Consider the following 11,980-nt stretch of genomic DNA (forward strand, 5'->3'; position numbering starts at 1 on the left):
GGTGTGGCTTGTTTTGTTTAGCGACTAATCAGATCGCACAAACTGGACTGAGTTCCCTTCCTCCGGTGATCTACTATTCGGAACAGCTATTTAGGCTAAAATTACTGCTCTATGTATTATCCCGACCTCCCCGCCAATTTAGAATAATGTTCGGTCTTTTTCCATATCCCTCGAGTCATCAGGGCTCCCGCATCGGTGTTCAAATGCTGGTTAACTCCAAGTAGTCCATCGGTTTACCGAGCGGTGCATAGCCGTAGACCCGAAATACATTCCCGATCCGCTCTCCGGGCACCCGCACCTGTAGCAACACCTCCTGCACGGCTGAGGTCTGCTCAGGCGACGTGGTTTCTATTTCCAGCCACTCGATATGCTCGTAGCCACCCACTTTAAAGTGATAGAACCATTCCCCATCCCAATCAGATAGATACCGGCTGTGCAGGTCCCGCACACGCCACCTGGGAGAGAGAGCTCCCAGCGCATACATACCGAGCCGGATTTCTTCCCACCTAGTGGCATTCATCAATCGCACCAGTTCCATCATGCCCTCATCCAATCCAGATTCACTGACGCAGTCGCCACAGATATCCGTCATTCCTATGGCTGACTGGCGTGTGTATATGCCCTTTAATGAAAAGCGAGCAATCATTAGCAAGGCATTATCGGGTAGTAAAACCTCTCGCCGCCGCCATCAATCACTCCCCCAACCTCTGTGCCAATCCGGAATAACGCTCGGTCTTTTTCCGCACAGCCTGTGCCAGCAGGGCGCGATCGCCGTAGAGGTCGAGGCGGGCCTTGGCGCGGGTGATGCCGGTGTAGACCAGCTCGCGGGTCAGGAGCGGGCTGGGGCTGTCGGGCAGCACCAGCACGGTATGGGCAAACTCCGACCCCTGGGATTTGTGGATGGTCATGGCGTAGACCGTCTCATGGGGGGGCAAGCGGCTGGGCAGCAGGGCCCGCAGGGTGCCGTCCGGCTGCTCGAACCATACCTTGAGCCGCCCGGTGTCATCGGGCAGGCAGAGCCCCATGTCGCCGTTGTAGAGGCCCACCCCGTGGTCGTTGCGCACCACCATCACCGGGCGGCCCGCATACCAGTCGCCGTCGCGGGCGATCAGCCCTGCCTTGGCGAGGGCCAGTTCGAGCCGCTCGTTGAGCCCCGTCACCCCGAAGGGGCCGTCCCGCAGGGCGCAGAGGATCTGGAAGCCGTTGAACGCCTTGAACACCGCCGCCGGATCCTCGCCGGCCCGGGCCGCCTTAAGGTAGCTGCCGTAACCGGCGACCCCCTGGGCAATCAGGGCGTCATAGGCCTCCCCCGCCCAGGGATGCAGGCTGATGTCGCCAAATCCCGCGCCCCAGACCGCCTCCACCGCGGCGGCATCGCCGCCGTTGCAGGCCCGCGCCAGCTGGCCGATGCCCGAATGCTGGTCAAAGCGCCAGCTCTTGGAAAGCAAACAGAGGCTGTCGCGCACGCTGGCCCCCGCTGGCGTGCCTTGCAGGCGATAGCCGGTCTGGCGGGAGAGCCAGTGTGCCTGCGCCGGGCTGATGCCCTGTTCGATAAAGCTGCAGATATCCCCGAGCACGGCCCCCGCCTCCACCGAGGCGAGCTGATCCTTGTCACCGAGCAGGATCAGGCGGGCGTGGGCGGGCAGCGCGTCCAGCAGGCGCGCCATCATGGGCAGGTCCACCATGGAGGCCTCGTCCACCACCAGCAGGTCGAGGTGCAGCGGGTTGCCTCTGTGATGGCGGAACTGGCTGCGCCCGGGGATCACCCCGAGCAGCCGGTGCAGGGTGCCCGCCTCGGTGGGGATGGCCTCCACCCACTCGGGGGGCAAGTCCAGCGCCTGCAGGGCCGCGCCGATACTCTCGGTCAGGCGCGCCGCCGCCTTGCCGGTGGGGGCCACCAGACGGATCGCCGGGGCCTTGCCCCCTTGCAGGCCGGTCTCCACCAGGATGGCGAGGAGCTTGGCCACCGTAGTGGTCTTGCCGGTGCCGGGGCCGCCGGAGATGACCGCGAAGGGGCGCGCCGCCGCCGTGGCCGCCGCCAGCTTCTGGCCGTTGCAGCAGAGCGCCTCGGGCACCAGGGTATCCAGCCGCTCCAGCTCGCTGGCTGCCTGGGCGCTCTTTAGCTGGGTCTCCACGGCGGGCCACTCCACCTCGTGGGGGAAGACCAGATCCAGGTACTTCTCCACAAAGTGGCGGACGGAGAAATCCGGCGCGAGGCGGGCCTTGAGCAGGGCCCCGAACACCAGGCCGTAGTCGCGGGCAAAGAGGCGTGACAGGGCCGGGGCAATCTCCGGCCATTCGGCCCGTTCACTCAAGGCGCTAAGGTGGCGGGCCACCCCCAGCTCAAAGTCGTGGTAGCGGGTGAGGTAGAGGCGATCACCCCAGAGCCGCAGGGGCCAGCGGGGGGCCTCTCCCTCCTCCTGTTCGCTCCCCACCAGGGGGCTGGCCGCAAAGAGGGCGGGCCAGCTCGCGGGATCCGCGAGATCCGCCAGCAGATCCCGGCTCTGATCCGGATCCAGCCCGAAGGGGCGCGAGGATCCCTGCCCGTCACCGCCCTGAGCGAGCATCGCCAGCGGCAGGCAGACATGGCCGCGCCCCAGCTCATGGCAGGCGAGCGCGGCCCCCAGCACCAGCTCGGGGCTGCCGCCAAGGTCGGCCACCAGCCTGGCAAATTGCAGGTCAAGCTGGCGGATGCGCCCCGCCAGCGCCAAGGCTTTCAGCCGCTCTATCATGGTTTCGCCCTTCATCTCGCCCCTCATGCCTCTGCCTTGTTCGATTTCTCTAAACGATGATCGTCAGATGTCACACCTTTACTAAACAACTCGTCCAGCCCCAGCACCAGTTCCCGGCTGGGCCGGGCATGGAAAATGCCCCCCTGGGGCATGCCGCGCAGGAAGAGATAGAAGACCCCGCCAAAATGCCGGTCGAAATCGTAGCCCGGCAGCCGCAAGGCGAGCAGCCGATGCAGGGCCAGCGAATAGAGCTGGTATTGCAGATCGTAGCGATGCTCGACCATGGCCCGCTCCAGGGCCGGGCGGCCGTAATCGGCGGGGCTCATGCCAAGGTGGTTCGATTTGTAGTCGAGCAGATACCAGCGCCCCTGCCACTCGAACACCAGGTCGATAAAGCCCTTGAGCATCCCCTGCACGGTGGCAAAACCGAGCGGCTTGCCGTCCCGCGACAGGGGGTCGTGCTGCTGGCAGAGTGCGGTCAGCGCCGGTGCCGTCACCCGCCCCATGGGCAGGAAGAACTCCAGCTCCACCTGTTTGCGCTCGGGGGCCAGATCCCGCAGCCGCACCGGATCCCCAAGGCCGGTCTCAAGGGGGGTATCCAGCACCGCCTCCACCTGCTGTTGCAGCACGGGGGCCCAGCCTTCGTCGAACCCCTCCTGGGCCAGCAGGGCGGCGATGTGCTGTGCCAGCGACTCACCCCCCGCATGCTCGAAGTCGATGGTCTCGAACAGGCTGTGGAGCAGGGTGCCGGGACGCGCCCCCTTGGGGAAGGTGAAGATGGAAGGGGCGGGCGCCTCCTCTTCCTGCACGGTGACGGCTGCCTCGGTGGCCACCTCGTCGTCGAAGCCGGGGTTGGCCAGCACCCCCTTGCCGTGGCCGTTGCCCTGGGCCGCGAGCCCGGAGTAGGAGCTGATCCACCAGTCCCGCTCAAGCTGCCCCTGGAACGTGCGCACGGTGGGCTCCCCCGGCTTCTCCGCCTCGGCGGGCAGCGGGGCCGGGCGGGTGAGCGAGGGCTCACCGACGGCCACCCCTGGCAGGGCCTGGGCCAGGTCGGTGAGGGCAGTCGCCAGTGTCCCGGCGTCCCCCTCCTCCCCCTTTTGCAGCAGGTAGCCGATGGCGGTGCGGTGCAGGTCGGTCTTCTCCGACTTGCCCGCCCCGGAGCGCACCGGCGCCAGCCCGAGCCAGGTGGCATAGACCCCCCGGGTCAGGGCCACGTAGAGCAGGCGCAAGTCTTCGGCGAGGCGCTCCTTGTCGGCCTCGGCCAGAGACTCCTCGGCGCCGGTGAGATCGAGCACGGTGCGATTGCCCGCCTCCCCCGTTTCGTGGAACAGGGGGGTGTCGGCGGCGCGGTGGCTGCAAATGAACGGCAGGAAGACCAGCGGGTACTCCAGCCCCTTGGATTTGTGGATGGTGACGATCTGCACCAGCTTGCGCTCGGACTCCAGGCGAAGTATCTGCTCCCCGTCCTGGCCGTTGGGCTGGCTCACCGCCTCCCCGAGCCAGCGCAGCAGAGCGTACTCCCCGTCCAGCTCGCCGCTCGCCTGTTGCAGCAGCTCGCCGAGATGGAGGAAGTTGGTCAGCCGCCGCTCCCCGTAGGGGCTCGCCAGCAGGGAAGCGGCGAGGTTGCGCCCGTGCATCAGGGCCCGCAGCATGGCCAGCACCCCGTGGCGATGCCAGACCGCGCGGTATCCCATGAACTCCTGCACCGCGCTCTCCCAGGCTCGCTCGTCGGAGGCCAGCGCGTCCAGGGCCCTGGCATCGAGATCGAACAGGCCGGTGGCGAGCGCCGCCCTAAGGCTTCGCTCATCGCTCGGGTTCTGGCAGGCGTGCAGGATCAGCAGGATCTCCCGCGCCTCCACCTGGGCCAGCACGCTCTCGCGGTTCGACAGATAGACGGAGGCGATGGCAAGGCGCGCCAGCTCCTGTTGCACCAGCTTGCCCTCGGCGCCGGTGCGCACCAGCACGGCGATATCCCCGGCCCTGACCGGCTCGCTGCCGAGCATCGCCTTGCCCTCCCGGGCCAGCGTGAGCAGGCGATGGATCTCCGCCGCCGTGGCGCGGGCCATCCTGCTCTGGTACTCCCCCTTGTTGAAGGTGGGCTGACCGGTGAGCTGCCAGCAGTGCAGCACGGGGGCGGTCTGCCCCTCGATCAGCAGCGCCCGGCTCTTGCCCTGCGCCTCCACCGGCAGGAAGGGGATGTCCGCCTCGTAGATGAAGGGATCCTTCGCCCGCTCGAACAGGCCGTTGACCGCCGCCACCAGGGCGCGGCTTGAGCGCCAGTTGCGCCCGAGGGTGTAGTGGGCGCTCACATTTCGCCGCGCCTGGATGTAGGTGAAGATGTCGGCGCCACGAAAGCCGTAGATGGCCTGCTTGGGGTCGCCGATCATCAGGAGCGCCGTGTCCTGGTGACCGCCGTAAAGGCGATGGAAGATGCGGTACTGCTGGGGGTCGGTATCCTGGAATTCATCGATCATGGCGACCCGGTAGGTGGCGCGGATGCGCTCGCACAGCCGCTCCCCCAGGCCCGAGCCGAGCGCCCCGTCGAGATCCCGCAGCAGATCGTCGAAGGAGAGCTGATGGGCCTGGCGCTTGCTCTCCTGCATTCGGCTGCGCACCACCCTGGCCGCCCGCTGCAAGACGAGATCCCGGATGCCGGGTCGGCTCGCCAGCAGGGCGTCTATCTCGCCAAAGAGCGGCAGGGTGGGCACCGTTCCCCCCTTCTTGAGGTTCTCCTCCAGCGCCTGCTGGCCGAAGCGCTCCAGCTCCTTGGGCAGGACGTAGCCGCTGGTCTCGTCCTGCGCCCAGTCGCCAATCTTGGCAAGCCAGCCCTCGTAGTTCTTGCCGGTGTAACGGCTGATCTGCCCCTCGGTCTGGCGGCGGATCTCGTCCGTCTGCGCCAGCCACCCGGCTTTCACCGCCCCGATGCGGGCCATGGCGACACTGTGCCGCGCCGCCAGGGTCTCGTCCCCCGCCACCGGGCGGATCTCCAGCTCGTCGTTGTCGAGCCAGCTCCCCATCTCCCGCAGCAGGGCGGCGGGGCTCGGCCAGAGCCTTCGCACCGCCCGGGCCAGGGGCTGATCCACCGGATAGAACTCGGCGCGCCAGTAGTCACTCACCGCCTGCAGCCGGAGCCGGCTGTCGTCGGTCAAAAATTCGGTTTCAAAGAGGGCGCCCGACTCGAAGGCGTTCTGCCTGAGCATCCGCTGGCAGAAGCCGTGGATGGTGAAGACCGCCGCCTCGTCCATCTGCCGCTCGGCGGCCAGCAGGCGACGGGCCGCCAGATCGTGATCCTCCACCTCCACCAGCAGTTGGGCCAGCAGGATGTCCGTGCTGTGACCGCGCATAAAGGCGAGACGCGCCTCGTGGATGCGGGCGCGGATCCGCCCCCTCAGTTCGGCGGTGGCCGCCTCGGTAAAGGTCACCACCAGGATCTCGGTCACCGACAGGGGCCGCTCGTGGGCACAGGGCTGACCGGCGTCTCCCCCCTCCTCGCCTGCTTCTTCGATAACCGGGCCGTGGCCCAGCAAGAGGCGCAGATAGAGGCCCGCGATGGTATAGGTCTTGCCGGTCCCGGCGGAGGCCTCGATCAGCCGCTCGCCATAGAGGGGAAAACGCAGGGGATTGAGCGGGTTAGCCATTATTGCAACTCCTCCAGCGCCTGATGGAGCGGGGTCAGGTGTTCACGGGCCAGCCCCTGCAACTGGGCCAGCACCTCGTCATCGAGTTCCGGGAAGCAGCGGGCGACATAGACGTCCTGCCCCTCTCCCGTCACCATGTAGCCGCCGTTGAAGCGGGCAAGCGCCGCCTTGTCGGCCTCCTCCGGCTTTGCCGGATCCTTCTCGATCCCCTTGAGCCACTCCCAGGCGGTGCTCGGAAAGAACGGCAGCGGCCGCTTCATCCCCTGGGTCCAGAGGGCCACCAGGGCCGCCAACCTGGGCCGCGCCTCGTCCGCCGCAAGCCTTGGCAGCCGCAGACTCTGTTTGGCATCGAACAGCAGGGTGTCGCCGGGGGCGCTGCTCAATGAGAGGCAAAGGTGCTGGATCCAGGCCAGCAGCAGATCCTTGCCGTTGAAGCTGCCGGGTTTGACCACCAGCGCTCGTCCCTTCTGGGTGTCTATCCAGCCCTGAAGCTGCCCCTGGGCCAGGGCGATATCGATCTCCACCGCCTGTTTGTCCCCCGTCCAGGGACGCAGCCGCGCCGCCAGCTTGCCCATCTCGCCGTCGATCTCCTCCAGCAGCAGGCTGCCGAACCACCCTTGCGGCAGCAGGCCGGAGAGTTGCAGCCGGTGGCGACGGGCCTCGCTCTCCCCTTCGGTCAGATGGGCATCCAGCAGCAGCGCCTTGAGCTGATAGTGCTGCAGGCCGTCCAGCTCGAAGGGCTCGCTGTCTTCGATGGTCGCCTCCTCCAGCTCGAACCACACCTTGAGGCGGCGGTTGAGGAAGTACCTGGCGGGCTGGCGATAGAAGCGCAGCAGCTCCGCCAGCTCCAGCCCCTGTTCCCTGCCCCACTCCGCGGGCAGGGGCAGATCGCCGCTCTGGAAGTTGGCGGCCCCCCGCTCCGGGCTCAGGGCCGGCAGCCAGTCGGCGGCATAGGTGAAGAGACCGGAGCCGGGTTCGGGGTAAAAGTAGGCCGGGCTGTAGGGGGTGAGGGGGTGCGCCACGATCAGGTGTTCGAGCAGCCGCTGGCCCGAGGTGTCGTCGTCGAGATCTTCATCCCCCGCCAGCACGAAGCCCTGGCGCACGTAGTCGATGAGCTCCGCCAGCAGCACGGAGGGTACCTTCTCGCTGTTGTCCTGGGCGCTGAACCCCTGATAGCTGATGTAGAGCCCCTGCTGGGCACTGAGGAGCGCCTCGAGGAAGAGGTAGCGGTCGTCATCCCGGCGGGATCGGTCCCCGCGCCGCGAGGCCACCGCCATCAGATCGAAGCCCATGGGGGGCAGGGTGCGCGGGTAGACGCCGTCGTTCATGCCGAGCAGGCAGACCTGGCGGAAGGGAATGGAGCGCATCGGCATCAGGGTGCAGAAGTTGACCTGACCGGCGAGGAAGCGCTGGCTGGAGCGGGACTCCCCCAGCACGCTGCCGAGGTAGTCCTGCAAGAGGTCGGCACTGATGGACTGCTCGAAGCGGGCCTCGCCGAGCTGGGCCTGCCAGTCGGTGAGCTGGCTGCGGATGAGCTGGAGCTGGCGCTCTTCATCCTCGTCGGCGAGATAGAAGCGCTCCAGCAGCGCCAGCAGGCAGGCGTGCCATTCGGCCAGCGGCTGCGCCTGTTGCAGCCGGGGCAGAAATTCCGCGAGCGAATCGATAAACCAGGCGAGCTTGCCGAGGATCAGCCCCTGCTGCCCCTCGATGTCCGCATAGGGCAGGATCCCCGCCACCGGCTCCCCGTCCCCCATGGCAAAACCCAGCAGCATGCGCCTCAGGCCGAACAGCCAGCTGTTGCCAGACAGACGCGGCAGCGCGAAGCGCTCGGGATAGTCGTCATCCAGCCCCCAGCGGATGCCGGTCTCCTGGACCCAGCGCCGCAGCACGTTGAACTCGTCGTCGTCCAGCTCGAAGCGGCGCAGCACGGCGGGCACCTCCAGGATGGCGAGCAGCTCCCCCGCCCCGAAGCGGGCGTTCGGCAGCCTGAGCAGGGCGAGGAAACTTTGCAGCAGCGGGCTCTCCTGGCTCGCCGCCCGATCGGAGATCGCAAAGGGGATCTGGCCGCGGGCCCCGCTCCGCCCCTTGCCGCCCTCCTTGCCAAAGACGGCCTGGATGTAGGGGCCGTAGCTGTTGACGTCCGGCATCATCACCACCACGTCTTTGGGGGTGAGGGTGGGATCCTGCTCGAACAGGGCCAGCAGCCGGTCGTGCAGCACCTCGAGCTCCCGCATGGGGCCGTGGCAGGCGTGGATCTGCAAAGTGCCGTCATCCAGGCTGACAGGGCTCTTGTGGTGGCTGGCATCGAGACTGAACTCGCCGGCCCCCCGTTCCGCCAGCTCCAGCACGTCTTTCTGGATGGCCCGCAGCAAGGTGACCTTGCCCTCATCGTCGCGATCCTCGATGTCGACGAAGGCCTCGATCTGCGGCACCTCCAGCTCCATCAGCTGGTGCAGGTAGTCACGCCCCAGCTTGCCCATGGAGGCGAGCAAGGGGTTGGCGGGGCCCTGCAGGGTCTCGAGATCCGTGCCGGGCTTGAGCTTGTTTTCGAGGCGCGCCAGGGTCTTGCGATCGAGCAAGTCCCCCCAGTAGTAGCGGCAGGGGTTGGTCACAAAGAGGTGCACCTCCACCTCGGGGCGGCTGCCGAGGGCCAGCAGGGCCTCCACGTAGCGGGGCGGCAGGGCCGAGATGCCGAACACGAAGACCCGTTGCGGCAGCCTGCCCGGCAGATCCCGGGTGCGCTCCAGTTCGTGGATGAAGGCCTCGTAGAGGTTGGCGCGGTGGTAGCCGCTGGGGCTGAGGGCCAGGGTGCGGGCCACCAGCTCGCGCCAGAGCTCGGGCTGCCAATCCTGACCGCTCACTCCGGCCAGCTCCTGGCTCAATCCTTCCCCCTCTTCCCAGCGGGCGATCCAGTCCGGCCGGTAGACCAGATACTGGTCGAACAGATCCGCCACCTTCTGGCAGAGCTGCCAGAGCCGCACCTGCTCCGGCGCCGCCCCGTCACTGCCCCCCAGATAGGCCGCGAGGGGCGCAAAGGCGGGTCTGCCGAGCAGGGTGGGCAGAATGGTCATCAGGTGCCAGCTCATGGCCCCCTTGTTGTAGGGGCTCTGGCGGGGCACGTCTGCCAGCACCCGGGTGAACATCTCCCAGATGAAACTCGCGGGCAGGGGAAAGTCGATGTTGGCGGCGATGCCGAACGCCTTGGCCAGCTCCAGCTTGAGCCACTGGGCCATGCCGGGACTCTGCACCAGGATCTGCTCCCGATCGAAGGGGTGGGAGAGCGGAGCCTGCCGGATGCGGCTCACCAGCAGCTCCTTGAGCAGATCCAGCTGATTGGAGTGGTAGAGGGTAAACATGGACGACTCCCGCCAATTTCATGAAGAGGGGGTGCGCGGGGGGACACTCTCTGGCATTCCCGTCACGGCACGCGAATCGGGATTGTCGGGGATCGGGGGATAAGATGCAAAAGGCACTTGTGGCCTCCGGGCTGCGCGCCGTAACGCAGATGACATCCCCGGGAAGCAGGCACAAAAAAGCCGGTGCAGGGCACCGGCCAAAAGGCGTTGGAAAACTTGAAACGTCAGGGTATTACCAGTGCTTGCCGAGGCGGGCATCCAGGCTGAAAGCCCCTGCACCGGCCGCCGCCAGGGCCAGGAAACCACCGGCCACGGAGACGTTCTTCATGAACATCAGCATCTGCATCTGCTCGGCAGGCTGATAGTGGAAGATGAAGGCGGCCATCAGGGTGAAACCGGCCAGCAGCACGGAGAGGCTGCGGGTAAACAGGCCCAGCATGATGGCAAGACCGCCACCCAGCTCCAGCAGGATCACCAGGGGCAGCATGAACCCGGGCACGCCCATGGCTTCCATGTAACCCTGGGTACCGGCGTAACCGCCGATCTTGCCCCAGCCAGCCATCACGAACATCAGCGCCAGCAGTACACGACCCACCAGCAGTGCCACATCTTTCATCTTGTCCATCGTCATATTCCTTTGCTTACCATCATGGTATTTACAGTGTAAAAGCTAATTGTTAACTCATTCATTTCGCCAAGATTTTTCTATCAAGGCAGGTCAAACGTAACTGTTCACCCAGATGGCATTGACAGGAAAAAGTGAGACGATCATCCCTTGATCCACTGTTGCCCCTTGCCTGATCCCGCCAGCTTGGCACCATCACGTCATGAGCAAACCCATTACGCCACCACCCGGCCTGCCGCTGACCCTCGAGCAAGCCAACGAGCTGATTTACAAGCTGATGGCGCGCATCGCCGAGCTTGAAGACCGCCTCAACCAAAACAGCAATAACTCCTCCAAGCCCCCCTCCACTGATGGCTCGGGGACCCCGCCTGCGCGCAAGCGCCCCGCTTCCGGCAAGGCTCGTGGTGCCCAGCCTGGCCACAAGGGGCAGCGGCGTGAACGTCATCCTGAGGACGACCGACTGACGGCAATACCACACTATCCTGCCCGGCAGTGCGCCTGCTGTGGTGAGCAGGTGGTGTCCCATGACAAGCCCTACCGGGTTCATCAGGTGTTTGACCTGCCCGAGGTCAGCTATGTGGTGACAGAGCATCAGCTGTATCGGGGCACCTGCCGTGGGTGCGTCACCACCAGTGAAGCAGCCCTGCCCGATACGGTGAGCCACAGCCAGATGGGGGCTAATCTGCTGAGCTATATCGCTTTGCAGAGTGGTCAGTTCCACCAGAGCATCAGCAAGATACAGCAGCAGCTCAAGCAGCACTTCGGTTTGAGCTTTAGCCGAGGCGCCATCAGTGAAGCGCAAGGCCGGGTCAGCGCCATGCTCACCCCGACCCACCAAGCCATCAAACAGCAAGTGCAGTCTGCCGCCATCATCCATGCCGATGAAACCCGGCACCAGCGGGGCGGTGAGCGACGCTGGATGTGGCTGGCCCTGAGCAAGGTCGCGGTCTGCTTCATGACGGCGTTTGGCCGCGGTCAGGAGGCAGCGAAGCGGTTGCTGGGCAGTGAGCTTGATGGGGTGCTGGTGACCGACCAGTATGCGGGATACCGCTTCATCGACAGCGCCCAGCGCCAACTGTGCTGGGCGCATGTGCTGCGCAACGTGGCGGCGATTGCCGAGAGTAGCGACGCCGTCAACCAGCCTATCGGAGCCCGGCTGGTACTGCTGGCTGACACGGTGTTCAGAACCCGGCATGGCTATGAACAAGGCTGCTTAAGCCGGGAGCAGTACCAGCGAAGGTTGCAGCGATGTCGGCAAAGCTGGCGAAGGCAGCTGGAGCGGGGCAGTGTACTGTGTTCCAAGCGCTACCGTGGGCGCTGCCAGTTACTGCTCAAGGACGATGAGATGCTATGGCGTTTTATGGAAAACGACGAGATAGCGCTGACCAACAATGAAGCGGAGCGGGCGCTGCGTGGCTATGTGCTGTGGCGCAAGGGAAGCTATGGCGTCTGGTCGCATCGAGGCGAGCAGTTCAGGCAGCGTATCCTATCGTTGGTGGAGACGGCCAAGCGATTGGGCCGCTGCCCGCAGGAGTGGCTGAGGGCAGTTGTCAGGTCCTGCATCGAGAAAACCGACTACCCGTTCCCGGAGGAGTTGGTGCTGTCAACACCGTCCCGGTGAACGGTTAC

Annotated in this window: 6 protein-coding genes; 1 reads left to right on the forward strand and 5 read right to left on the reverse strand. The window is 65.8% G+C overall.

All coding sequences use genetic code 11. The features are described from left to right. Positions 1-199: 199 nt before the first annotated feature. The 5 genes from AB5Y64_RS12975 to AB5Y64_RS12995 all read right to left on the reverse strand — a co-directional run bounded on the left by AB5Y64_RS12975 (position 200) and on the right by AB5Y64_RS12995 (position 10,351). A complete protein-coding gene (locus AB5Y64_RS12975; RefSeq protein WP_234704021.1) occupies positions 200-541 on the reverse strand; it encodes a DUF6678 family protein in 342 nt (113 codons plus the stop codon). A gap of 151 nt (positions 542-692) precedes the next feature. After that, positions 693-2,747, reverse strand: coding sequence for an exodeoxyribonuclease V subunit alpha (gene recD / locus AB5Y64_RS12980; protein WP_039040125.1), 2,055 nt, complete (start codon positions 2,745-2,747; stop codon positions 693-695). An 8-nt stretch (positions 2,748-2,755) separates the two neighbouring features. After that, positions 2,756-6,370, reverse strand: coding sequence for an exodeoxyribonuclease V subunit beta (gene recB / locus AB5Y64_RS12985; RefSeq protein ID WP_039040126.1), 3,615 nt, complete (start codon positions 6,368-6,370; stop codon positions 2,756-2,758). Next, on the reverse strand, positions 6,370-9,726 hold the full coding sequence (gene recC, locus AB5Y64_RS12990; RefSeq protein WP_039040127.1) for an exodeoxyribonuclease V subunit gamma: 3,357 nt from the start codon (positions 9,724-9,726) through the stop codon (positions 6,370-6,372). Before recC ends, recB begins: the two co-directional genes overlap by 1 nt. A gap of 232 nt (positions 9,727-9,958) precedes the next feature. Then, positions 9,959-10,351 carry a DoxX family protein gene (locus AB5Y64_RS12995; RefSeq protein ID WP_010675909.1) on the reverse strand — a complete coding sequence of 131 codons (393 nt, stop codon included), beginning with the start codon at positions 10,349-10,351 and terminating at the stop codon, positions 9,959-9,961. A 202-nt stretch (positions 10,352-10,553) separates the two neighbouring features. Here AB5Y64_RS12995 and AB5Y64_RS13000 point away from each other — a divergent pair, with 202 nt between their 5' ends. Continuing rightward, complete coding sequence (locus AB5Y64_RS13000) at positions 10,554-11,972, forward strand: IS66-like element ISAs21 family transposase (protein WP_004576012.1); 1,419 nt, start codon at positions 10,554-10,556, stop codon at positions 11,970-11,972. Positions 11,973-11,980 lie beyond the last annotated feature (8 nt).

The organism is Aeromonas sp. R5-1 (genome assembly GCF_040908265.1).
Lineage (GTDB): Bacteria > Pseudomonadota > Gammaproteobacteria > Enterobacterales > Aeromonadaceae > Aeromonas > Aeromonas caviae.

Bases quoted from the DNA above. Each gene is read 5' to 3' on its own strand.
- recB (WP_039040126.1), bottom strand. From the start codon at position 6,370: ATGGCTAACCCGCTCAATCCCCTGCGTTTTCCCCTCTATGGCGAGCGG.
- recD (WP_039040125.1), bottom strand. From the start codon at position 2,747: ATGAAGGGCGAAACCATGATAGAGCGGCTGAAAGCCTTGGCGCTGGCG.
- AB5Y64_RS13000 (WP_004576012.1), top strand. From the start codon at position 10,554: ATGAGCAAACCCATTACGCCACCACCCGGCCTGCCGCTGACCCTCGAG.
- recC (WP_039040127.1), bottom strand. From the start codon at position 9,726: ATGTTTACCCTCTACCACTCCAATCAGCTGGATCTGCTCAAGGAGCTG.
- AB5Y64_RS12975 (WP_234704021.1), bottom strand. From the start codon at position 541: ATGATGGAACTGGTGCGATTGATGAATGCCACTAGGTGGGAAGAAATC.
- AB5Y64_RS12995 (WP_010675909.1), bottom strand. From the start codon at position 10,351: ATGGACAAGATGAAAGATGTGGCACTGCTGGTGGGTCGTGTACTGCTG.